We start from the raw sequence: 21,463 nt of genomic DNA on the forward strand, positions 1-21,463 counted from the left end.
AACGGTCCGGCGCCCGGCGCCGGCTGTGCCCAACAAAAAGCCCACCGCGAGGTGGGCTTTTTGTTGGGCTGGCCGAATGGCTACTTGCGCACGCGCTGCGTCAGCCCCTTGAGGAAATTGCGCAGGAACTGATCGCCGCACGGTCGGTAGTTCTTCTGGCCTTCCTTGCGGAACAACGCCGACAGCTCGGGCTTGGAGACCTCGATGCCGACGCTGCCCATGATGGCGTGCAGGTCTTCCTCCTTCAGCTCGAAGGCCACCCGCAGCTTCTTCAGCACGGTGTTGTTCGACACCGGCCACACCACTTCCGGCGCCGGGCGGCTTTCGTCGCGCCCGCGGCGGAATACGATCAGGCCGTCGAGGAAGTGCGCCAGCGTCCGGCCGTCGCATTCGCGGTAGCCGGGTTCGTCCTCCTTGAGCAGGAAGGCGTGGACGTCGGCCTTGGGCACGTCGAGCCCGGCGAGCGCGATGATCTCCACCACGCGCGGTTCGCCCAGGTCCAGCATGTAGCGCACGCTGCGCAGTACATCGTTGTTCATCATTCGCGGTTCATCCTCGCGCCGGACGGCAAAGCCGCGATTATGGCGCATGGCGCGCAAACCTGTGCAAAAACGCCACAACGCCGACAAAGGGGGCTTGACGCTGACGGGCACGCGGCCGTTCAATGCGCACTTTCGTCAACCGCACACTTGAGAAGGAGAACCGCCATGCTTCAGAAATATTCTCCGCTGCACGCGTCCTGACCCCCGATTCCGCCATCGGCGTGGGGGTGTTCGCCCCTACGCCGGTCGCCCGAAAAGCCCCGGCCCAGACCGGGGCTTTTTCGTGCCTCGCATTTCCGGCCCCGGCGCAGTCCGACGGCGATGCGGGCACGCACTGGAATCAATGGCCATGCCCATTCTCAAGACTTTTTCCGGCGACAAGGTGTCGGTCCATGCCTGGACCGACCAGGTCGAGCCGGAAGCGATTCGACAACTCAAGAACGTCGCCGCGCTGCCCATCGTCCACGGCCACGTCGCCGCCATGCCCGACGTGCACCTGGGCATCGGCGCCACCGTCGGCTCGGTGATCCCCACCCTGGGTGCGATCATCCCGGCGGCGGTCGGCGTGGATATCGGCTGCGGCATGAACGCGGTGCGCACTTCGCTGAACGCCGCCGACCTGCCCGACAGCCTGGCGCGCCTGCGCTCGGCGATCGAGGCCGCCGTGCCGGTGGGGTTCTCCCAGCATGCCTGGGACAAGGTGCGCGGTTCGGCGCACCAGCGCGCGGCGCGCCCGCTGGACGACCGGCTGGACCGCATCGTCGGCCGCCATCCGGGGCTGATGAAGATGCAGCGCCAGTTCGCCCGGACCTGGGTCTGCCAGATCGGCACCCTGGGCGGCGGCAACCACTTCATCGAGCTGTGCCTGGACGAAGCCGGCCGGGTGTGGCTGATGCTGCACTCGGGCAGCCGCGGCACCGGCAACGTGATCGGGCGCTATTTCATCGACGCGGCGAAGAAGGACATGCGCCGGCACCAGGTGAACCTGCCCGACCACGACCTGGCGTATTTCAGCGAGGGCTCGACGCTGTTCGACGACTACGTCGAGGCGTTGGAGTGGGCGCAGGACTACGCGCTGGTGAACCGCCGCGAAATGATGCGGCTGATCGTCGAGGCGCTGCGCCCGCACCTGCCGCCATTCACGCTGACCGACGAGGCGATCAACTGCCACCACAACTACGTGGCGCGCGAAACCCACGGCGGCGAGCGGTTGTTCATCACCCGCAAGGGCGCCATCGCGGCGCATGCCGGGCAGCTGGGGATCATCCCCGGCTCGATGGGCGCCAAGAGCTACATCGTGCGCGGGCTGGGCAACGAGCAGTCGTTCTGCTCCTGCTCGCATGGCGCCGGTCGGCGCATGAGCCGCAGCGAGGCCAAGCGGCGTTTCAACCGCTTCGACCTGGCGGCGCAGACCGAAGGCGTGGAATGTCGCAAGGACGGCGGGGTGCTCGACGAGATCCCCGGCGCCTACAAGGATATCGACCAGGTGATGGCGCAACAGTCTGACCTGGTGGAGGTGGTGCACACGCTGAAACAGGTGCTGTGCGTGAAGGGCTGAGCGTTCGCCAGCCCGTTGATTGCAAGGAGAAAACCATGAAAACGCAAACCAACCACTGCTTTCGAAACCATCGCCAAGCGCCGCAAGGGGTTCCCGTCTGAAACGGGGGTGAAGCGCGGTCTGCGCTTCATCCGCGGCGGCGAGAAGGAACTGCTGGAAAAGCTGGGGCGCAACGATCCGTGTCCCTGCGGCTCGACCCGTTCCTTTCAAGCACTGTTGCATGGCCAGCGGCCGCTTTCGACGGCAGCCAGCGCCATGACTATTTCCGTTAACGCCCGGGCGACCGGGCCCATTCAAGGAGCAACGAGATGATCGACCACGATGCCTCGTTCCACACCGATCCTGACCAATACGAACGCCCGCCCAGGCGGGCCATGGAGTTTTCATATGGACAAGCAGTTGGCCGACGAGATCGTCGGCATGCTGCCGCAAGGCCGCACTTGCTTTAACTATTATCCCGAGCGCTACGCCTGGCTGTTGCTGCGGCACGTGGTGGGCGAGGGCGCCAGCGTCGCGGCGCTCAAGCAGAGCCCGTTCGCCGCCTTGCTGCAAAAGCCGCGCGTCAAGGCGTGGCTGGCGCAACTGGGCGGCAAGCGCATCGGCGTGGCCGACGTGGTGGCCGCCGATGGCGATCCGCAACCGTTGTGCTTCACGCTGAGCCTGGGCCATTGGGACGGCCAGCAGACCACGCGCGGCGCGACCAACCTGGTGTTGCAGCTCAACTTCGACCGTGGGCACGACCGCCGTTACCGGGAACTGCTCCAGCCGACCCGCGACGACGACAGTCCTTTCGTCTACGGCTGCCATCCGGTGAACGAATCGGGGCGCAATACGCTGGCGTGGGCGCGGCTGGATGTCGATCTGGACGCCGGCGAAGTGCTGATCGAGGAGATCCAGAACGACTGGCTGCGTGAGGCCGCGTACTTCGAGCGCCGCCCCGAGGCGATGTATGGCATCGCGGGCGGCACCGAGCAGGTGCGCACGTATCTGTCGTGGCTGCTGGCGCGTTACCGCGCGGTTTGGGCCGAGGCGATGCTGGCCGCCACGGTGTGGTTCGTGCGTGAGGAGCTGGGGTTGCGGCGGCTGTTCTACCACAGCCCCGCGTCCAACGTGCGGCTCAAGGGCATCTCGCCCGACCGCGCGCCGCCGCGCTCGCTCTACACCGACCTGCCGCGCCAGTTCTGCTTCCGCCCCAGCAGCGAAGTGCCGCGCTTCCTGGCCGGCAAGCGCTCGAAGATCGCCCGCAACGCGCCGCTGTATGCGCTGCAACTGGAAAAGGTGGCGGCATGAAGATCAAGCTTCCCCCCAGCGGCAAGCCGCGCAACCCGTTCGCCGTCGCCGCGCGGCAACGGGTGGCCGGCGCGCACGACAAGAGCGGCAAGGCCAAGCGCCAGGCGCAGCGGCAGGCGTTGCAACGCGCCTGGCGCACCGATCGTTTCGACTGATGTGACATGACGGCCCGCCGGCGGCGGGCCGTCTTTTTGTTGAGGCCGGCATGCTATAGTCGAGCCGCTTCCCCTTTCCGGTATTCCATCCATGCGCCACTGCCGATGCCTCGTTGCCATGCCGCCCGTTGCGGGCGTGGCCGGCGCGCGTGTCGCGGATGCGAAATCGAAAAAACAGACGCTCATCTGACGGGCCGTCTGTTCCCGTCGGGTGTTCGGCCGACGGGATGCGCTCCACCTCTCCGCTTGTTTCCTGCTCCCCGCTGCCTGACCTCGATGGATCGACACTTGTCCAATCCACAGGAGGTTTTCATGTTCGAAGGTATCTGGGTTCCCATGGTGACGCCGTTGCGCGACGGTGCGCTCGATCTGCCGGCCGCGGCGCGGCTGGCGTCGCACCTGGCCGGCAGCGGCATCGCCGGGCTGGTGTTGTGCGGCACCACCGGCGAGGCGTCGGCCTTGTCGGCGACCGAGCGGCGCGCCTTGTTCGACGCGGTGCGCCAGGCGGTCGATCTGCCGTTGATCGTCGGGGTGTCGGGCAGTGCCACCGCGGCGGTGGTGGAACAGGCCGCGAGCTGGGACGAGGCGGGCGCGGCGGGCCTGCTGGTGGCGGCGCCGTACTACGTGCGCCCCTCCCAGGCTGGCGTGCGCGCACATTTCGAAGCGGTGGCCGGCGCGACCCGGCTGCCCATCGTGCTCTACAACATCCCTTACCGCACCGGCGTGAACATCGAGGTGGACACGGTGCGGGCGCTGGCGCGCAATCCGCAGTTTGTGGCGATCAAGGAATCGGGCGGCGGCAGCCTGGCGCAACTGGCCGCGTTGCTGGCGCATACGCCCTTGACGGTGTTGTGCGGCGAGGACGCGCAGCTGTTCCCCGCGTTCTGCCTGGGCGCGCAGGGCGCGATCGCCGCCGCCGCGCACCTGCACCCGCAGCGTTATGTGCAATTGCTGGCGGATGTGCGGGCAGGGCGGCTGGCCGAGGCGCGCGAACAGGCACGCCGGCTGCAACCATTGATCGCGGCGCTGTTCTCCGAGCCGAACCCCGCGCCGCTGAAGGCCGCGTTGTCGCACGCCGGCTGGCTGGCCGACGAACTGCGCCTGCCGATGCTGCCCGCCGGGGGGGACTGTCGACGGCAGCTGGACGAAGCGCTGGGCATGTTGTCGGCGGGTTAGGCGCACAGGCCGCCGTCGGAGGCGATGGCGGCGGCCAACGCGACAAAACTTCTAATTTTTCATGAAGTTCCGGTGACGCCAGCCTTGCCCGGGGTAGGGGGTTGGGGCACAATCCCCCGGCTCTACGGGTCGGATTGAGAACGGCTAACAAAACCTTCCTGGCGGAGTCGCGCGAGTGCCGAGCCTCACTTGCCGTACTACACGCACTCGGGGCGGCCGAAAGAAGTCCTTCAGGACGTTTCGCGTTTCAGGTCGCTCCAGTTCTCATCCGGCGTTTTCGCAACGATGGCTTGCCCACCCATCCCGCGTTCGCAACGCAAAGTGGCAAGACGTCTTAGACCTTCTAGCCCAGGGGGTGTGGGATTATGACCAATCTGGCTACGGCTGCCGCCTTGCAGCTGGATATGACGACCCAACTGCCGGTGTCGTCCTACTTCGACGAGAAACTCCACCAGCTGGAGCTCGAACGCCTGTTCGAACGCGGCCCCAAGTACATCGGCCACGAGCTGATGGTGCCCAACGCCGGCGACTACCACGTCCTGGAAATGACCGACGGCGCGCATTACCTGAAGCGCACCGATAGCGGCATCAAGCTGTTCTCCAATATCTGCCGCCACCGCCAGGCCAGCATGCTGGTCGGACGCGGCAATGCCACGCATACCATCTGCCCGCTGCATCGCTGGACCTACGACCAGCACGGCCAACTGCTGGGCGCGCCGCACTTTCCCGGCAACCCCTGCCTGCACCTGCCGGAAACCGAACTGGTGCAATGGAACGGCCTGCTGTTCGAGCGCAACGGCCATGATATCGAGGCGCACCTCAAGGATCTGGGCGTCGCCCGCGACCTGGATTTCTCCAGCTATGTGTTCCACCGCGTGCAGGTGGACGAGTACGTCGGTAACTGGAAGACCTTCATCGAGGTCTATCTGGAGGACTACCACGTCGAGCCCTTCCATCCGGGGCTCGGTCAGTTCGTCAGTTGCGACGACCTGAAGTGGCAGTTCGGCGATTGGTATTCGGTGCAGACGGTGGGTGTGCAGAACGCGCTGGCCCGGCCCGGATCGCGGGTCTACGCCGAATGGCACCAGCAGGTGCGCCGCTACTACGGCGACAAGCTGCCACCCTACGGCGCGATCTGGCTGACCTACTACCCGAACGTGATGATCGAGTGGTATCCGCACACGCTGGTGATCTCGACCATCGTGCCCACCGGGCCGCGCAGCTACAAGAACGTGGTGGAGTTCTACTATCCCGAGGACATCGCCTACTTCGAGCCCGACTTTCTCGCGGCCGAGCAGGCGGCCTACGCCGAAACCGCGGTGGAGGACCAGGAGATCATCGACCGCATGGAAGCCGGCCGGCTGGCGCTGTACAAGGCGGGCCGCAACGAAGTCGGGCCTTACCAGAGCCCGATGGAGGACGGCATGCGGCACTTCCACCAGTTCCTGCGGCGCGAGCTGGGCGACGCGATCCGGCCCTGACCATGCGGGCCAGCCCTGATCGCCGCTGTGGCGCATCCAGGGGATAATCCACCGAAGGCAGCCCGGGCTGCCTTCCTTTCTTTTCGGCCCTCGCACAACCATGTCTTCATCGCTCTGGCGTCGTCTTGCCGAATCCGGCCCGTTCTGGATGATCGTGGCCGGCTTTTGCTTCGGCGTGATGGGCGTGTTCGTCAAGCTGGGCAGCAGCAGCTTTTCCACCGCCGAACTGGTGTTCTACCGCTGTCTGGCCGGGGTGATCGCCATCCTGGCGGTGGCGCTGCCGGCGCGTCGGCCGCTGTGGGTGCCGTGGCCGGCGATGCGGGTCCACCTCACGCGCAGCGTTTCCGGCTTCGTTTCGCTGATGCTGTACTTCTATGCCATCGGCCACCTGCCGTTGCCGACCGCGGTCACGCTCAACTACACCTCGCCGCTGTTCCTGATGCTGCTGACCGCGCTGTGGCTTAAGCAGCCGCCGCAGGCGGGGCAGTGGCTCGCCATCGTGGTCGGCTTCGCCGGGGTGGCGCTGCTGCTGCGGCCGACGCTGGACGCCACCCAGTGGCTGGCCGGGGTGGTCGGCCTGAGTTCGGGCCTGCTGGCCAGCATCGCCTACATGAACGTGCACGAGCTGGGCCGCCTGGGCGAGCCGGAATGGCGCACGGTGTATTACTTCTCGCTGGTGTCGTCGCTGGGCGCCGGGCTGGTGATGTTGTGCCAGCCGCAGGCGCTGACGCCACTGTCGTTCGGCAATCTGTGGATCCTGCTGGGAATGGGCGTTGCCGCCACCTGCGCGCAATTGTCGATGACGCGCGCCTATTGCAAGGGCAAATCGCTGATCGTCGCCAGCATGGCCTACCTGACGGTGGTGTTCTCCACGCTGTTCGGCATGTTGATCTGGCGCGACGTGCTGCCGGTTTCCAGCTATGCGGGCATGTTGTTGATCGTGGGCTGCGGCATACTTTCCACGGCGGCGTCGAGCCGGCGTTGAATCCGGCGCAACGCCGCGCCACGTGCGCGAAGGCGTCTTCGGGCACGTGTGATACGCTAGGGCGTGTCATCAATGGTTTCGCGGCAGCGCCAGCCACAAGGCGCGCGACGCAGCCAATAACCGGTTATTGGCAAGGAGGGCAACGCAGTGGATGGTGTTTTTTCGGCCCAGCCCTTCGGGTTCGGCGCATTTCGGGCGCCACGCGGTGTCGCTGGCCGCTTGCGGTATCCATACCGCGGCGCGACCCACTCCTGGCGCGGCATCCCGAACTGCGCCGAACGCTGTCGCGACACCATTGATGACACGCCCTAGCCCCGGCTGACGCGATCGCCGCACGGCGCGACGGGGCGCTTTCGCGGCATGCAACCCGGCCGGGCGGCGCTGGCGCCGTCCTTTTCTTGATCAGCGATCCGACCTCGATGCGCATTCTGGTTTCCAACGACGACGGCTATTTCTCTCCCGGCATCGAAGCCCTGGCAGCCGCCTTGTCGGCCGAACACGAGGTCACCGTCTGCGCGCCCGAGCGCGACCGCAGCGCCGCCAGCAACTCGCTCACCCTGGATCGCCCGCTGAGCATCCGCCGCGCCCCGTCCGGCTTCTTCTACGCCAACGGCACGCCGACCGACTGCGTGCACGTGGCGGTCACCGGCTTCCTGCCCGAGCCGCCCGAGCTGGTGGTTTCCGGCATCAACCACGGCGCCAACCTGGGCGAGGACACCATCTATTCCGGCACCGTGGCCGCCGCCACCGAGGGCTATCTGCTGGGCGTGCCCGCGCTGGCGATCTCGCTGGCGTCGCGTAGCCCCCGTCATTACGATGCGGCCGCGCGCGTGGCGCGCGACCTGGTGGCGCATTGCCAGCGCCAGCCGTTTCGCGGCGCCGTGCTGCTCAACGTGAACGTGCCCGACCTGCCCTACGAAGAGATCAAGGGCTTCAAGACCACCCGCCTGGGGCATCGTCACAAATCCGCCCCGGTGATCAAGGGTGCCAACCCGCGCGGCGAGACCATCTGGTGGGTGGGCGCCGTCGGCGAGGTGGCCGACGCGGGCGAGGGCACCGATTTCCATGCCGTGGCCGAGGGCTATGTTTCGGTCACGCCGCTTTCCATCGATCTGACCGCTTTCGCTCAACTGGACTTCATTTCGACATGGCTGCCCGAATGAACTTCAATATCCCCGGTAACAGTGGCATGACTTCGGCCCGCACCCGCGCCCGGCTGGTGGAGCGATTGCGCGCATCGGGCATCCGCAGCGAGGAGGTACTCGGCGTGATCGGCGAGGTGCCGCGCCATGCCTTCGTCGACGAGGCGCTGGCGCACCGCGCCTACGACGATGTCTCGCTGCCGATCGGGCACAGCCAGACCATCTCCCAGCCCTATATCGTCGCCCGCATGACCGAACTCGCGCTGGAATCGCCGGGGCGTGGCAAGGTACTGGAGATCGGCACCGGCTGCGGCTACCAGACCACCGTGCTGGCTCAGTGTTTCAAGACCGTCTACTCGGTGGAGCGCATCGGCGCGCTGGCGCGCACCGCGCGGGAACGCCTGTCGCAACTGGGGGTGCATAATGTGCGCTTGCGGCATGGCGACGGCAGCAAGGGCCAGCCGGACGCCGCGCCGTTCGACGCCATTCTGATCACCGCCGCGGCGCCCATCGTTCCGGAATTCCTGATCGAGCAGCTGGTGATCGGCGGCCGCCTGGTGTTCCCGGTCGGCACCACCGACCAGGAGCTGCGCATGATCGAACGCCTCGAAGATGGCCACCAGGAAACCCGGCTGGAAAAGGTGCGTTTCGTGCCATTGTTGCCGGGCCTGGCCTGAGCCCCGTTTATTCCCGCCAAGCCTTGGCGTTGCACCCATCAAGGAGTCTGCCCGTGAGTCGGCATCCACTGATCGTTCTCGTCGCCGTCGTGCTGCTGGCCGGTTGCGCCAGCGAGCCCCGCACCCCGGCCCCCGTCATCGATGGCATGTCGCGCGCGCCCGCCCCCTCCCAACCCACTCCTGCCCCCGCCGCCACCGCGGCCCCGGAAGTGCCAGCCCCTACCGAGGTGCCACCCGGAAGTTATATGGTCAAGCGGGGGGACACGCTTTACCGTATCGCGCTGGACAACGGGCTGGATTACAAGGATCTGGCGGCATGGAACGGCTTGGCCAACGTCAACGACATCAAGGTGGGGCAGACCCTGCGGCTGAGCGCTGGCGGGGAGACCGGTGGTGTGGAGGTTCGACCCTTACAGACGGATGGCCCGATCGCGAGCGTGCCGGCCAAGCCGGCAACCCCGACGCCGGCCCCCGCGGCGCCTGACACCCCGCCCGTGTACGGTTATCCCAAGGCGGTGAAGCTGCCCTACGCCAGCGGCGCCGAAGCCAAGGTGGCCGCGGCGGCAGAGGGGCCGAAGGTTGCGTCCGTGCCACAGAAGCCAGCCGTGCCGACACCGGCCCCGACACCCGTGCCGCCCCCGGCTGCCACCCCGCAACCCCAGGCAAAGCCAGAGGTTACGGACACGCAAGGTGACAACATGGTCGACGAGTGGTTGATGCCGACCGCTGGTCAAGTAACAAAAGGTTTCTCTTCTGATTCAAAAGGTATTGATATCCTCGGCAAAATGGGTCAGCCTATCGTTGCGTCAGGTTCTGGCAAGGTGGTTTACGCGGGAGCCGGATTGCGCGGATACGGCAAGATGATCATCATTAAGCACAACAAGGAGTATTTGACGGCCTATGCACACAACAGTAAGTTGATCGTCAAGGAGGGGGATGTCGTCAAGCGCGGCGAGAAGATCGCGGAAATGGGCGACAGCGATACGGATCAGGTCAAGCTTCACTTCGAAATCCGCAGATTTGGCAAACCGGTCGACCCGGCCAAATACATCCAGACGGAAAAGCCATGAACGATCAAATCGATATTCTTGAAGAAGAAGACGTTGTCGAGGGCGAGGAAGACCTCGACTTGAACGAAGATCAGCAAGACTCCGAATCGGAAGCGGAAACAGCTGCGGGCGAGGAACGCGAAACCTACAGCTATGAAAGCACCGGCGACGTCACGCAGATCTACCTGAACGAAATCGGTCACAGCCCACTCTTGACCCCCGACCAGGAACGGGCGCTGGCCAGGCGCGTCGTGCAGGGCGACTTCGAAGCCCGGCAGAAGATGATCGAACACAATCTTCGGCTGGTGGTGAACATCGCCAAGCACTACATCAACCGCGGCATGACCCTGCTCGACCTGATCGAGGAGGGCAACATCGGCCTGATGCATGCGCTGGAGAAGTTCGATCCGGAGCGCGGATTCCGTTTCTCCACCTATGCCACCTGGTGGATCCGCCAGTCGATCGAGCGGGCCATCATGAACCAGAGCCGCACCATCCGGCTGCCGGTGCACGTGATCAAGGAACTGAACGTCTACCTGCGCGCCCAGCGTCACCTGGAAGCCAGCCTGGGACACGAGCCCGGCCTGGAGGACATCGCCCACCTGGTGGGCAAGGATGTCGAGGACGTGCGCCGGGTGATGGGGTTGAATGAACGCGTGGCGTCGCTGGATGCTCCGCTCGACATCGATCCCATGCTCACCATCGGCGAATCGATCCCCGACGATCAGCACGACGGCCCCGAGGCCATCCTGCAGAATGCCGAGGTTGAGCGTTACGTCAAGGAATGGCTGAAGCAGCTGAACGACAAGCAGCGTATGGTCATCGAGCGCCGCTATGGCCTCAACGGCTATGAGATCTGCACGCTGGAGGATCTTGCCGCCAGCCTGAACCTCACCCGCGAGCGGGTGCGGCAGATCCAGATCGAGGCGCTGGAACAACTGCGCCGCATCCTGCGCCGTTATGGTGTGTCGCGAGACGTCGTGTTGTAATGGTCCCAGCCGGGCGATAGCACCCGGCACCGCATGCGAAAGGAAAAAACGCCGCCAGATCCTGGCGGCGTTTTTGCGTTGTCGGGCCCACCGTCGAAGGCCGATTCGCCTTGAAGTGGTTCGCTGGCGCATGCCGGTGGTGCTCATCCACCCGTTTCGCCGCGTGCCGCACCATGAAAAACGCCCGCTTGTGGCGGGCGTCCGGTTGAGTGTCGCGAAAGAGGGCTTCAGAAGCCGGTCCACGTCCCCACCAGGAAACGAGTCACGTTGTCCTCGTTGCCGATACCGTCCAGTTGATAACTTGCGTGCATCACGCTCGGCTGGCCGGCGGTGTCCAGCATGTGGTGACGCAGCTGGATGAAGCCGACGGTCTGTTTGGAGAGCGTATAGGTGTACTGGAAGTTGATCGCCTGGATGCCGTCGTCGCGGGTCACGCCATCGGTTTCGCTGTCGTCGATGAACGAGTAGGCCAGGATGAAGTTGTGCTTGCCGGTGGTGTAGCCACCGCGCAGCAGGTACTGGTCGACCGTGGTCTTGTCCGAGCCGGCCGCGTGCACGTTCGGCACGTCGCCGTACCATTCGTGCCGCATGTAGGCGCCGCCCACCTCGAAGCCACCGCCGAAGCGGAAGCGCCCGCCGACGAAGTATTCGCGGGCTTTGTTGTCGACGTTGTAGTTGCCGCCGCTACCCCAGCCGCTGCCGCCGAAGGAGGCGGATTCCGAATCCATGCTCGCGCTGTCCTTGCCCTGATAGAAGCCGGCGTCGATGTTGAACGCATCGGCGGCGTAGGCCGCGGTCACTTCATAGGCGTAGGCATCGCCGTCGCCCGAGCCGAGGTCATACTGGGCGCCGAAGCTGAAGCCGCTCATCTTGGGCGACAGATAGGTGATGGCACGGGGGTAATCCACTTCGTGGGCACCGAAGTCGCCGGTCAGGTTGGTCACGCCATTGGCGCCGTAGGGCCAGTCGAGCATGGTCAGGTACAGCGTGGAGAACTGGTTGCCGAAGCGGAAGGTGCCGTACGGCGTGTCGTAACCGATCCACGCCTCGCGTTGCCCCCAGCTGTCGTAGCGGTAATCGGTCGCCACCTTTTGCGCCAGGCGCCAGCTCAGCGTACTGCCGTTGTCCAGCTTGTCCTTGCCGTCGATGTTGACGATCAGGTCGATCTCTTCCATCAGCTTGCCGCTGGTATCGGTGTCGGCAAAGCTGTTGCCGTTGTTGGTGCGATAGAAGAAATCCATTTCGGCGGAGCCGCCGATGGAAACTTCGGCGAACGCCGGTGCCGCGATCAGCGTCACCATGCTGGCCAGCAGTGTGCGTTTGAACATTTGTAGGTCTCCAAAAATCACTGAAGTGCCTGGAGGGTCTGATTCGGGCCCCCGTGGGCTGCCTCATCTTTATAGACACCCAAAAAAGAAGACAGCACCGCATGTTTGATTGGGGCAAACGAAGCAAACACCATGACCCCTGGGTAGGAGATGGCGATGGGGAATCTCCCCATGGGCGCATTGGGGGGTGACTGCTAGAGTGACTTTCCCCGTGCGGAGCGTCCGATGCTGTTCAGAACCATTGCCCACCACGATCTGCACGCCCTGCTGGCGCTGGCCCGCGAAGCGGGCGTGGGCGTCACCACGCTGTCGCCCAATGCCGAACGGCTGGCCGCGCGCATCGCCGCCAGCGTCGGCTCGGTGGAAGGCAATGTGGAGCTGGCCGAAGCCAGCTACGTGTTCGTGCTGGAGGACCCGGCCAGCGGACGCATCGTCGGCAGCTCGGCGATCGAGGCCGCCGTCGGCATGCACGACACCTGGTACAACTATCGCGTCGGCCTGTCGGTACATGCCTCGCGCGAGCTGGGCATCTACAAGCAACTGCCGACGCTGTTCCTCACTTCGGATCTCACCGGCTCGTCGGAGCTGTGTTCGTTGTTCCTGCAAGCCGACGCCCGCCGCGCCGGCAACGGCGCCTTGCTGTCGAAGGCGCGCTTCCTGTTCATGGCGGAATTCCCCGAGCGCTTCTCGCCGCGCGTGATCGCTGAGATGCGCGGCGTCTCCGACGACACCGGCCGTTCGCCGTTCTGGGAGAGCCTGGGCCGTCACTTCTTCAAGATGGATTTCGCCCGCGCCGACTTTCTGTCCTATGTCGGCAGCAAGTCGTTCATCGCCGAATTGATGCCCAAGTACCCGATCTATACCTGCCTGCTGTCCGACGAGGCGCAGGCGGCGATCGCCGAAGTGCACCCCGCCACGCGGCCGGCGCGCCGGCTGCTGGAGGCCGAAGGGTTCCGCTACCAGGGTTACATCGACATCTTCGACGCCGGCCCCAGCCTGGAATGCTCGCTGGAGGACGTGCGCGCGGTACGCAAGTCGGCGCTGTACGAAGTCCTGCCTGTCACTACCGAGTCCAAGGGCGGCGTACCGTGGCTGGTCAGCAATCGCCGGCGGGACGATTTCCGCGCCACGCTGGCGGTGACCCGGCCGCTGGAACACACCCTGCCGCTGACCCCGGCGGTCCTGGCGCAACTGCATCTGCAAGACGGCGACAGCGTGCGCGCGGTGCCGCTGTCCGGTTCGATCAAGGAGTAACCCCATGTTGTGGATCGACGGCGCCTGGCGCCAGGGAAGCGGTGTGGCGTTTCAATCGGTCAACCCGGTGACGCAGGAACCCGTGTGGCGGGGCCACGCGGCGGATGCGTCCGACATCGACGGCGCGGTGACGGCGGCGCGGCGCGCCTTCGCCGGCTGGCAGGAGCAGGATGTGGCGGAGCGCATCGCCGTCTGCCGCTGCTTCGCCGACCTGCTGCGCGAGAACCAGGCGAGCCTGGCCGCGACCATCGGTCGCGAGACCGGCAAGCCGCGCTGGGAGGCGCTGACCGAAGTGACCACCATGATCAACAAGGTGGACATCTCGGTGCGCGCGTTCGAGGAGCGTACCGGCCACCGCGAAGCGCAGCAGGGCGACGCCAATGCCGTGCTGCGCCACCGCCCGCACGGCGTGGTCGCCGTGTTCGGCCCGTACAACTTTCCCGGCCACCTGCCCAACGGCCATATCGTTCCGGCGCTGCTGGCGGGCAATACCGTGCTGTTCAAGCCGTCCGAACTGACGCCGATGGTGGCGCAGCAGACTGCCGAAGTCTGGGCCGCCGCCGGCCTGCCGCCGGGGGTGCTCAACCTGGTGCAGGGCGCGCGCGACACCGGGCAGGCGCTGGCCGCGCACCCCGGCATCGACGGCCTGTTCTTCACCGGCAGCGCCGCCACCGGCTACCGCCTGCACGCGCAGTTCGCCGGCCAGCCGGAGAAGATCCTGGCGCTGGAGATGGGCGGCAACAACCCGCTGATCGTCGAGCCGGTGGCCGACATCCCGGCCGCGCTGCACCACGTGCTGCAATCGAGCTATATCTCCGCCGGCCAGCGCTGCACCTGCTCGCGCCGGCTGCTGGTTCCCGAGGGCGAGTGGGGCGATGCCTTCCTGGCGCGCCTGACCGCCGCCGCCGCCGCGCTGACCGTCGATGCCTGGGATGCCGAGCCGCAGCCCTTCATGGGCGCGGTGATCTCGCTGGCCGCCGCCGAGGCGCTGCTCGCGGCGCAGCAACGCCTGCTCGAACTGGGCGCGACGCCGTTGCTGACGATGCGGCGCCTGCGCGACGACACCGCGTTGCTGTCGCCCGGCCTGCTCGACGTCAGCGGCGTCGCCGAACTGCCCGACGAGGAATACTTCGGCCCGCTGTTGCAGGTGCAGCGCTACCGTGATCTCGATCATGCCCTGGCGCTGGCCAATGCCACCCGCTTCGGCCTGGCCGCCGGGCTGATCTCCGATTCCGCCGAACATTACCGCCGTTTCTGGCGTGCCACGCGCGCCGGCATCGTCAACTGGAACAAGCCGCTCACCGGTGCTTCCAGCGCCGCGCCGTTCGGCGGGGTGGGCGCCTCGGGCAACCATCGGCCCAGCGCCTACTACGCCGCCGACTACTGCGCCTTCCCGGTGGCCTCGTTGGAGGCCGAGAGCCTGGTGCTGCCGGCGCAATTGCCGCCGGGCATGCACCTGGGCCCGGCGCGCTGAGCCGATTCCGATCCACGCGCCGGCCCGGCCGGCGACCGATGCAGAGCAAACGATGAGCGCATTCGAAGCCAATTTCGACGGCCTGGTCGGCCCCACCCACCATTACGGCGGCCACTCCTTCGGCAACGTCGCCTCCACCGGCAGCGCGGGGCAGGTGGCCGATCCGCGCGCCGCCGCGCGCCAGGGGCTGGCCAAGATGAAGGCGCTGGCCGATCTGGGCTACCGCCAGGCGGTGCTGCCGCCGCAGGAGCGCCCGGCGGTGTGGACACTGCGCCAGCTCGGCTTCGGCGGCAGCGACCCCGAAGTGCTGGCCGCCGCCGCGCGCGAACCGCAACTACTGGCGGCGGTGTCGTCCGCCGCCGCCATGTGGACGGCCAACGCCGCCACCGTCAGCCCGTCCGCCGACACCCGCGACGGCCGGGTGCATTTCAGCGTGGCCAACCTCCAGAACAAGTTCCATCGCGCGCTGGAAGCCGAGCAGACGGCGCGCACGCTACGCGCCATCTTCAAGGACGAAGCGCGCTTCGCCGTACACGACGCCTTGCCGATGCACCCGGCGTTCGGCGACGAAGGCGCGGCCAACCACACCCGCTTCTGCAAGGCCTACGACGCGCCCGGCGTGGAATGCTTCGTCTATGGTCGGCGCCATTGGGGCGGCGGCACCGGGCCGAGCCGTTTTCCGGCACGCCAGACGCTGGAAGCCAGCGAAGCGGTGGCGCGGCGCCACGGCCTGAACCCGGCCGACGTGGTGTTCGCGCAGCAACGCCCCGAAGTGATCGACGCCGGCGTGTTCCACAACGACGTGATCGCCGTGGGCAACCTGGATGTGCTGTTCTGCCACGCCCACGCCTTCGTCGATCAGCAGGCGCTGTACCGCGCGCTGGACCAGCGCCTGGGCGGCGGGCTGCGCGTGGTCGAAGTGCCGGCCGAGCAGGTCGGCGTCGAGGACGCGGTGCGCAGCTATCTGTTCAACAGCCAGTTGCTCGACCGGGGCGGCGGCCGGATGCGGCTGGTGGTGCCCGAGGAATGCCGCGCCAACCCCGCCGTGTGGCAATACCTGACGCAATTGATCGAGAGCGGTGGGCCGATCGACGACCTGCTGGTGCTCGATCTCAAGCAGAGCATGCGCAACGGCGGCGGCCCCGCCTGCCTGCGACTGCGGGTGGCGCTGACGGCGGGCGAGGGCGCCGCGGTCAACCCGCGCATCTGGCTGAGCGAGGAACGCTACGCCGAGCTGGATGCCTGGATCGGCCGTCATTACCGCGATCACCTGAGCGAAGCCGATCTGGCCGACCCGCAGCTGCTGGTCGAGGTGCGCACCGCGCTGGACGAATTGACGCGCATGCTGGGGCTGGGGAGCATCTATCCCTTCCAGTACGGCGGCACCGGCCTGTGACGCCGCGCGCGGCATCCTGGCTGCCGTCCTCGCGCTTGCGGCGTGGATGGCCCTAAGCTTGAAACCATCCGTATCGAAGTGCCCGCCATGAAACCCGAATCCTTCCTCGCCCAGACCCTCGCCGGCAAGACCGCCATCGCCTTGCCCTATACCTTGCGCAACGGCACGCGCGTCCAGGTGATGGACGAAGGCGTAATCCGCTTCGAGCCGCGCGACAGCGCCCACCGCAAGCTGGACCTGGTGATCTCGGCGGGGGTGCACGGCAACGAGACCGCGCCGGTGGAACTGCTCGACCGGCTGATCGGCGAGGTGCTGTCCGGCAGGCTCAAGGTGCGGGCGCGGGTGTTGTGCGTGTTCGGCAACATCGAGGCGTTGCGGCGCGGCGTGCGCTTCGTCGAGCGCGACATGAACCGCCTGTTCTGCCGGCTGCCCGACAGTCACGATGGCGCCGAGGCACGGCGCGCCACCATGCTGGAGATGCAGCTGGCGCGCTTCTTCGCCCGCGCCATGCAGGACGGCAAGCCGCGCTTGCATTACGACCTGCACACCGCCATCCACGGCAGCCTGATCGAGAAGTTCGCCATCTACCCGGTGCCGCCGGAAGGCAAGGCCTTCGACCGCGAGCAGATCGCCCGCCTGGCGCGCGCCGGGGTCAGCGCGGTGCTGCTGCAATCGGCGCGCGCGCCGACCTTTTCGTATTTCTCCAGCCAGCATTGCGACGCGGTGTCGTTTACCATCGAGCTGGGGCGCGCGCGGCCGTTCGGCCAGAACCAGGGCGTGGATCTGAGCGCGATGCAGCGTTATCTGGAACAGCTGATCGAGGGGCACCTTCCCGCAGGCGGCAAGGGCGAGGCGCCGACGGTGTACCGCGTCTCGCGCGAGGTGATGAAGCGCAGCGCGGCCTTCGAGCTGAAGATCGACGGCAGGACCGACAACTTCACACCGCTGCCGCAGGGCATGCTGCTGGCGGCCGACGAGGGCGGCGAATGCCGGGTGGACGAGGCCGACGCGCGCATCGTCTTTCCCAACCCCGAGGTGGAGATCGGCCAGCGCGCCGGCCTGATCGTGGTGCCGGAGCACGCGGGCGCCTGAGAGCCCGTTCACGATCCTTTCGCGGCGCCGCCGCGCCGCTCAGCGTTTCTTCTTCTTGGCCGGCTTGTCGGCGGCCTTGGCCTTGGCCTTCTTCTTGCCGCTGCCGGCATCCTGCGAGGATTTGCGCTCGCACACCGTGGTCACGCGCTTCTTCTTGCCCTTGCCGCTGGTGACCTTGCGGCAGGTCTTGCCTTCGCGCACCGCCTGCTGTTCCGGCGTGGTGCCGGCGGTGGCGAGCAGCGCCGCCACGTTCACCCCGGTCATGCTGGTGCCGTCGATGCGCCGCGCACCGTTCCAGCGGGTCTTCCAGTAGGGCAGATTGATGTTCTCGATCTCCACCGCGCGGCCGGCGCGCGGCGAGTGGATGAAGCGGTCTTCGCCCATGTAGATGCCCACGTGCGAGAACGCGCGCCCCAGGGTGTTGAAGAACACCAGGTCGCCCGGCTTGAGCGCGTCGCGCTCGATGGTGGCGCCGACGCGGCTCATCGCCAGCGCGTTGTGCGGCAGCGCCACGTTCATCGCGCTCTGGAACACGTAGCGCACGAAGCCGCTGCAATCGAGGCCCGATTCCGGGTCCGCGCCGCCGTACTTGTATTTCACGCCGATCAGGCCCATCGCCTGCAGCAGCAGGCCCTGGGCCGCCGCCTGATCCTGTGGCGCGTCGCCGTCCCTGGACGCCCAGTTCTTTTTCGATTCCTTCGCCTCGGCGCCGCTGGTGGCCGCGCCGGTGCCTTCGGACAATTGCTGCGCCCATTGCGCCTGGGGCGAGCTGGGCACCGGCGTGGGTTCGTCTGCGAGGGAAACGGAAAGGAACGGGGTGAACAGCAAGGCGACGAACGCCGACCGTGTTCGTCTGCTGGTAATCATGAGGGGCAAATGTATCGATGGTGCCGGCCGCTGTAAAGCGATGCGCGGCGTCCCCGCGACGCCGGCCGGGCCGCTGCCGGCGTTTCCCGCCACGGCGCTCCCGTAGCGGCCCCGATTCGGCCTAGAATCGCGGCTGTCCCCACTTCGCCGCCCGGCCGATTCCGCCCATGCTCAAGGAAACCTTCACCGTCATGCGCGACCTGCCACGGGTGCGCGAGATCATCTCGGTCCTGATGCATCACGGCCTGGGCAACCTGGTCCATCGCCTGGGGCTGGCCAAGGGCATCGAGCGCGGCGCCGACCTGCTGCACCTGCCGGGCAACCACGAGATCGAAGCGCTCGATCCGCCGGTGCGGGTGCGTCGGGCGCTGGAGGAACTGGGCCCCACCTTCATCAAGCTGGGACAGGTGCTGGCCACGCGGGTGGACGTGTTCCCCGCCGAGTGGATCTACGAATTCGAAAAGCTGCAAAGCGACGTGCCGGCGCTGCCGTTCCCGCTGTTCCTCGCCGAGCTGACCGACGTGCTGGGGGTGGACCCGTACACCCTGTTCAGCGAGATCGATCCCGAGCCGTGCGGATCGGCGTCGATCGCCCAGGTGCACCGCGCCCGGCTGAACAGCGGCGAGGAGGTGGTGTTCAAGCTGCGCCGGCCCGACATCATCCCCAAGATCGAGGCCGACCTGCGCATCCTGCGCCACATCGCCAGCCTGGCAGAGTTCGAGTTTCCCGACGCGCGCCGCTACCAGCCGGTGAAGATCGTCGACGAATTCGCCAAATCGCTGCGGCGCGAGCTGAACCTGTCGGTCGAGGCGCGCAACCTGGAGCGCTTCGCCCAGAACTTCGCCGCCCAGCCGGAAATCGTGATCCCGGTGATCCACTGGGAATACACCAGCGAGCGCCTCAACGTGCAGAGCTGGATCGGCGGGCTGGCCGGCAACGAGATGGCGCGGCTGGCCGAGGAGGGCTACGACCGCAAGGTGCTGGCGGCGCGCGGCGCCGATGCGGTGCTGAAGATGGTGCTGATCGACGGTTACTTTCACGCCGACCCGCACCCCGGCAACGTCAAGTACCTGCCGGACAACCGCATCGCCTTTCTGGATTTCGGCATGGTCGGGCGCCTGCCGCATCCGCGCCGCGACCAGATCGTCGACCTGCTGGCGGCGCTGGCCGAGCGCAACGAGCGCAGCATCCTCAACGTGCTGATGGACTGGACCGGCGACGTGGTGGTGGACGAGGAGCAGCTCGCCGCCGACATCGCCGACTTCATGTTCAACTACGAGAACCTGTCGCTGAAGGACATCCAGTTCGGCCACCTGCTCAACGACGTGGCGGTGATCATGCGCGCGCACGAGATCACATTGCCGTCCGACCTCACCCTGCTGTTCAAGGCGCTGATCACGCTGGAAGGGCTGGGCCGCCAGCTCGATCCGGATTTCCAGATGGTCCACCACCTGACGCCGTTCGTGCGCGAGGTGATCATCGCCCGCTATCACCCCGGTTCGCTGCTGCGTTCCGGCAAACAGGGGCTGTTGGAGGCGTTCGACATCCTGTCCGGCCTGCCGCGCGACTTCGGCAAGCTGATCAAGCAGGCGCGGCGCGGCCACATGAAAGTGGACCTCGACCTGAAGCGGCTCGACCGCTTCGGCACCCAGCTCGCCAAGAGCGCCAACCGGCTGACGCTGGGCATCGTCACCGGCTCGCTGATCATCGGCTCCAGCATCGTAATGACGGTGAAGAGCGGGCCGATGCTGTTCGGCCTGCCGGCGCTGGGGCTGATCGGCTTCGTCATCGCCTTCTTCAATACGCTGTGGCTGGCGTTCTCGATCTGGGTATCCGGCAAGGAGGAACGCTGACATGGCCGGCATCGTCGTGTTGTCGCGGCAGCAGGTGGCGCCGCAGTTCGACCATCCGCGGCCGGATCGCCGGGTCGACGGCAACCCGCAACGCACCACCTGGGAGCACTACGCGCGCGACGGCCTGTCGTGCGGCATCTGGGCCTGTGAGGTCGGCAGCTGGAACATCCGCTTCGCCGACGACAAGGACGAATTCTTCTGCGTGATCGAGGGACGCGTGCGGCTGTGGGACGACGCGGGGCACGCCGAAGCGTTCGGGCCGGGCGAGGCCGGAGTGATTCCGGCCGGCTTCGTCGGCCGTTTCGAGGTGGTGGAGCCGGTGCGCAAATACTTCGTGGTGCGCGAACGCGCCTGAACGGCGCCCTAGGCTTCGCCCTTCTTCATCGACTTGCCGGCCGCCACGCGCTGGCGGCGCACTTCCTTGGGGTCGGCGATCAGCGGGCGGTAGATCTCCACCCGGTCGCCATCGCGCAGCACGGCGTCGGGCTTGCAGGCGCGGGCGAAGATGCCGATGGCCTGGGTGGCGGGATCGATTTCAGGGAAGGCCTCCAGCAGGCCGCTGGCACGGATGGCGTCGAGCGCGGTGCTGCCGGCCGGCAACCGCAACGCCACCAGCCGCTGGGTGCCGGGCAGGGCGTAAACCACTTCCACCGCGATCTCAGCCATGCAGTTGCTCCGCGCGGGCGATGAAGGCATCGACGAAGGTGCTGGCGATCTTGCCGAACACCGGCCCGATCACCGCTTCCAGCGTGCGGCTGGAGAACTCGTAGTCGAGCGAGAACTCGATCTTGCAGGCGTCCTCCATCAGCGGCGTGAATTCCCACAGGCCGTGCAGCGCCTTGAACGGACCATCGACGAAAGCCATGTCGATGCGGTTCTCGGTCTTGACGTCGCGGGTGCGGAAGAAGGTCTTCACCCGCAGGAACTCCACGCGGATGGTCACGTCGAGGATCTCGTCGCTGTGCTCGTGTACCTCGACGCCGCCACACCACGGCAGGAACTTCGGGTAATCCTCCACGCGATCGACCAGGTCGAACATCTGCTTGGCGGAATAGGGGGCGAGGACGGATTTGCGGATGCGCTGCATGCGAAAGGGAAAGCGTTCGATGGTCGCCGGGGGCGGGTGGGCGCTGTTAAAATGCTCGGCCGAACGCC

22 protein-coding genes are annotated in these 21,463 nt (G+C 66.6%); 17 read left to right on the plus strand and 5 right to left on the minus strand.

What is annotated here, in order from left to right; all coding sequences use genetic code 11:
• Nucleotides 1–80: 80 nt before the first annotated feature.
• Nucleotides 81–542 (minus strand): YehS family protein, encoded by a 462-nt coding sequence (locus C556_RS0110835; protein WP_018748277.1) that lies wholly within the window; start codon nt 540–542, stop codon nt 81–83.
• A 349-nt stretch (nt 543–891) separates the two neighbouring features.
• Between C556_RS0110835 and C556_RS0110840 the strand changes: the two genes are divergently transcribed.
• The 11 genes from C556_RS0110840 (at nt 892) to rpoS (ending at nt 11,044) form a co-directional block, all read left to right on the plus strand.
• The gene (locus C556_RS0110840) at nt 892–2,100 is read left to right on the plus strand and encodes an RtcB family protein (RefSeq protein ID WP_018748278.1); all 1,209 of its coding nucleotides are present in this window, start codon (nt 892–894) and stop codon (nt 2,098–2,100) included.
• Nucleotides 2,101–2,208: 108 nt separating this feature from the next.
• On the plus strand, nt 2,209–2,412 hold the full coding sequence (locus tag C556_RS24265; RefSeq protein ID WP_083930546.1) for a DUF2752 domain-containing protein: 204 nt from the start codon (nt 2,209–2,211) through the stop codon (nt 2,410–2,412).
• Nucleotides 2,413–2,487: 75 nt separating this feature from the next.
• A complete protein-coding gene (locus C556_RS20115; RefSeq protein WP_018748279.1) occupies nt 2,488–3,390 on the plus strand; it encodes a hypothetical protein in 903 nt (300 codons plus the stop codon).
• Nucleotides 3,387–3,545, plus strand: a complete 159-nt coding sequence (locus tag C556_RS23425; protein ID WP_018748280.1) for a hypothetical protein — start codon at nt 3,387–3,389, stop codon at nt 3,543–3,545. Before C556_RS20115 ends, C556_RS23425 begins: the two co-directional genes overlap by 4 nt.
• 312 nt (nt 3,546–3,857) lie before the next feature.
• Nucleotides 3,858–4,721, plus strand: a complete 864-nt coding sequence (gene dapA / locus C556_RS0110855; RefSeq protein WP_018748281.1) for a 4-hydroxy-tetrahydrodipicolinate synthase — start codon at nt 3,858–3,860, stop codon at nt 4,719–4,721.
• Nucleotides 4,722–5,125: 404 nt separating this feature from the next.
• Nucleotides 5,126–6,202 carry an aromatic ring-hydroxylating oxygenase subunit alpha gene (locus C556_RS0110860; protein ID WP_018748282.1) on the plus strand — a complete coding sequence of 359 codons (1,077 nt, stop codon included), beginning with the start codon at nt 5,126–5,128 and terminating at the stop codon, nt 6,200–6,202.
• Between the two features lie 100 nt (nt 6,203–6,302).
• Complete coding sequence (locus tag C556_RS0110865; RefSeq protein ID WP_211214712.1) at nt 6,303–7,187, plus strand: DMT family transporter; 885 nt, start codon at nt 6,303–6,305, stop codon at nt 7,185–7,187.
• A 419-nt stretch (nt 7,188–7,606) separates the two neighbouring features.
• Nucleotides 7,607–8,350, plus strand: coding sequence for a 5'/3'-nucleotidase SurE (gene surE / locus C556_RS0110870; protein WP_026263001.1), 744 nt, complete (start codon nt 7,607–7,609; stop codon nt 8,348–8,350).
• Nucleotides 8,347–9,006: a protein-L-isoaspartate(D-aspartate) O-methyltransferase gene (locus C556_RS0110875; protein ID WP_026263002.1), complete on the plus strand. Its 660-nt coding sequence runs from the start codon at nt 8,347–8,349 to the stop codon at nt 9,004–9,006. The genes surE and C556_RS0110875 overlap by 4 nt, the downstream gene beginning before the upstream one ends.
• Nucleotides 9,007–9,059: 53 nt before the next feature.
• On the plus strand, nt 9,060–10,076 hold the full coding sequence (locus tag C556_RS0110880; RefSeq protein WP_026263003.1) for a peptidoglycan DD-metalloendopeptidase family protein: 1,017 nt from the start codon (nt 9,060–9,062) through the stop codon (nt 10,074–10,076).
• A complete protein-coding gene (gene rpoS, locus C556_RS0110885) occupies nt 10,073–11,044 on the plus strand; it encodes an RNA polymerase sigma factor RpoS (RefSeq protein ID WP_018748287.1) in 972 nt (323 codons plus the stop codon). Before C556_RS0110880 ends, rpoS begins: the two co-directional genes overlap by 4 nt.
• Nucleotides 11,045–11,271: 227 nt before the next feature.
• Here the strand turns inward: rpoS and C556_RS0110890 are convergent, their stop codons facing one another.
• A complete protein-coding gene (locus C556_RS0110890) occupies nt 11,272–12,372 on the minus strand; it encodes a porin (protein WP_018748288.1) in 1,101 nt (366 codons plus the stop codon).
• Nucleotides 12,373–12,597: 225 nt separating this feature from the next.
• Here C556_RS0110890 and astA point away from each other — a divergent pair, with 225 nt between their 5' ends.
• The 4 genes from astA (at nt 12,598) to astE (ending at nt 17,588) form a co-directional block, all read left to right on the plus strand.
• Entirely contained in the window at nt 12,598–13,626 is a 1,029-nt protein-coding gene (astA, locus tag C556_RS0110895; protein ID WP_018748289.1) for an arginine N-succinyltransferase, read from the plus strand.
• A gap of 4 nt (nt 13,627–13,630) precedes the next feature.
• Complete coding sequence (astD, locus tag C556_RS0110900) at nt 13,631–15,100, plus strand: succinylglutamate-semialdehyde dehydrogenase (RefSeq protein WP_018748290.1); 1,470 nt, start codon at nt 13,631–13,633, stop codon at nt 15,098–15,100.
• Nucleotides 15,101–15,152: 52 nt separating this feature from the next.
• Nucleotides 15,153–16,496, plus strand: a complete 1,344-nt coding sequence (gene astB, locus C556_RS0110905; RefSeq protein ID WP_018748291.1) for an N-succinylarginine dihydrolase — start codon at nt 15,153–15,155, stop codon at nt 16,494–16,496.
• 87 nt (nt 16,497–16,583) lie between these two features.
• Entirely contained in the window at nt 16,584–17,588 is a 1,005-nt protein-coding gene (gene astE / locus C556_RS20120; RefSeq protein ID WP_018748292.1) for a succinylglutamate desuccinylase, read from the plus strand.
• A gap of 39 nt (nt 17,589–17,627) precedes the next feature.
• Here the strand turns inward: astE and C556_RS21685 are convergent, their stop codons facing one another.
• Nucleotides 17,628–18,455, minus strand: coding sequence for a C40 family peptidase (locus C556_RS21685; protein ID WP_085951157.1), 828 nt, complete (start codon nt 18,453–18,455; stop codon nt 17,628–17,630).
• A 167-nt stretch (nt 18,456–18,622) separates the two neighbouring features.
• Between C556_RS21685 and C556_RS0110920 the strand changes: the two genes are divergently transcribed.
• Both C556_RS0110920 and C556_RS0110925 read left to right on the plus strand, forming a co-directional pair.
• Nucleotides 18,623–20,308: an ABC1 kinase family protein gene (locus C556_RS0110920; RefSeq protein WP_018748294.1), complete on the plus strand. Its 1,686-nt coding sequence runs from the start codon at nt 18,623–18,625 to the stop codon at nt 20,306–20,308.
• 1 nt (nt 20,309) lies between these two features.
• Nucleotides 20,310–20,663: a cupin domain-containing protein gene (locus C556_RS0110925; RefSeq protein ID WP_018748295.1), complete on the plus strand. Its 354-nt coding sequence runs from the start codon at nt 20,310–20,312 to the stop codon at nt 20,661–20,663.
• Nucleotides 20,664–20,671: 8 nt separating this feature from the next.
• Here C556_RS0110925 and C556_RS0110930 read toward each other — a convergent pair whose 3' ends face one another.
• Nucleotides 20,672–20,974 carry an RnfH family protein gene (locus tag C556_RS0110930; protein WP_018748296.1) on the minus strand — a complete coding sequence of 101 codons (303 nt, stop codon included), beginning with the start codon at nt 20,972–20,974 and terminating at the stop codon, nt 20,672–20,674.
• Nucleotides 20,967–21,395: a type II toxin-antitoxin system RatA family toxin gene (locus tag C556_RS0110935; protein ID WP_018748297.1), complete on the minus strand. Its 429-nt coding sequence runs from the start codon at nt 21,393–21,395 to the stop codon at nt 20,967–20,969. Before C556_RS0110935 ends, C556_RS0110930 begins: the two co-directional genes overlap by 8 nt.
• Nucleotides 21,396–21,463: the final 68 nt, after the last annotated feature.

The sequence above is a fragment of the Chitiniphilus shinanonensis DSM 23277 genome (assembly GCF_000374805.1).
Taxonomy (GTDB): Bacteria; Pseudomonadota; Gammaproteobacteria; order Burkholderiales; family Chitinibacteraceae; genus Chitiniphilus; species Chitiniphilus shinanonensis.

Bases quoted from the DNA above. Each gene is read 5' to 3' on its own strand.
- C556_RS0110890 (WP_018748288.1), bottom strand. From the start codon at position 12,372: ATGTTCAAACGCACACTGCTGGCCAGCATGGTGACGCTGATCGCGGCA.
- C556_RS21685 (WP_085951157.1), bottom strand. From the start codon at position 18,455: ATGATTACCAGCAGACGAACACGGTCGGCGTTCGTCGCCTTGCTGTTC.
- astE (WP_018748292.1), top strand. From the start codon at position 16,584: ATGAAACCCGAATCCTTCCTCGCCCAGACCCTCGCCGGCAAGACCGCC.
- C556_RS0110930 (WP_018748296.1), bottom strand. From the start codon at position 20,974: ATGGCTGAGATCGCGGTGGAAGTGGTTTACGCCCTGCCCGGCACCCAG.
- C556_RS0110925 (WP_018748295.1), top strand. From the start codon at position 20,310: ATGGCCGGCATCGTCGTGTTGTCGCGGCAGCAGGTGGCGCCGCAGTTC.
- C556_RS0110935 (WP_018748297.1), bottom strand. From the start codon at position 21,395: ATGCAGCGCATCCGCAAATCCGTCCTCGCCCCCTATTCCGCCAAGCAG.
- astB (WP_018748291.1), top strand. From the start codon at position 15,153: ATGAGCGCATTCGAAGCCAATTTCGACGGCCTGGTCGGCCCCACCCAC.
- rpoS (WP_018748287.1), top strand. From the start codon at position 10,073: ATGAACGATCAAATCGATATTCTTGAAGAAGAAGACGTTGTCGAGGGC.
- C556_RS20115 (WP_018748279.1), top strand. From the start codon at position 2,488: ATGGACAAGCAGTTGGCCGACGAGATCGTCGGCATGCTGCCGCAAGGC.
- C556_RS0110835 (WP_018748277.1), bottom strand. From the start codon at position 542: ATGATGAACAACGATGTACTGCGCAGCGTGCGCTACATGCTGGACCTG.
- dapA (WP_018748281.1), top strand. From the start codon at position 3,858: ATGTTCGAAGGTATCTGGGTTCCCATGGTGACGCCGTTGCGCGACGGT.
- C556_RS0110860 (WP_018748282.1), top strand. From the start codon at position 5,126: ATGACGACCCAACTGCCGGTGTCGTCCTACTTCGACGAGAAACTCCAC.
- C556_RS23425 (WP_018748280.1), top strand. From the start codon at position 3,387: ATGAAGATCAAGCTTCCCCCCAGCGGCAAGCCGCGCAACCCGTTCGCC.
- astD (WP_018748290.1), top strand. From the start codon at position 13,631: ATGTTGTGGATCGACGGCGCCTGGCGCCAGGGAAGCGGTGTGGCGTTT.
- C556_RS0110865 (WP_211214712.1), top strand. From the start codon at position 6,303: ATGTCTTCATCGCTCTGGCGTCGTCTTGCCGAATCCGGCCCGTTCTGG.
- C556_RS0110920 (WP_018748294.1), top strand. From the start codon at position 18,623: ATGCTCAAGGAAACCTTCACCGTCATGCGCGACCTGCCACGGGTGCGC.
- astA (WP_018748289.1), top strand. From the start codon at position 12,598: ATGCTGTTCAGAACCATTGCCCACCACGATCTGCACGCCCTGCTGGCG.
- C556_RS0110840 (WP_018748278.1), top strand. From the start codon at position 892: ATGCCCATTCTCAAGACTTTTTCCGGCGACAAGGTGTCGGTCCATGCC.
- C556_RS0110875 (WP_026263002.1), top strand. From the start codon at position 8,347: ATGAACTTCAATATCCCCGGTAACAGTGGCATGACTTCGGCCCGCACC.
- surE (WP_026263001.1), top strand. From the start codon at position 7,607: ATGCGCATTCTGGTTTCCAACGACGACGGCTATTTCTCTCCCGGCATC.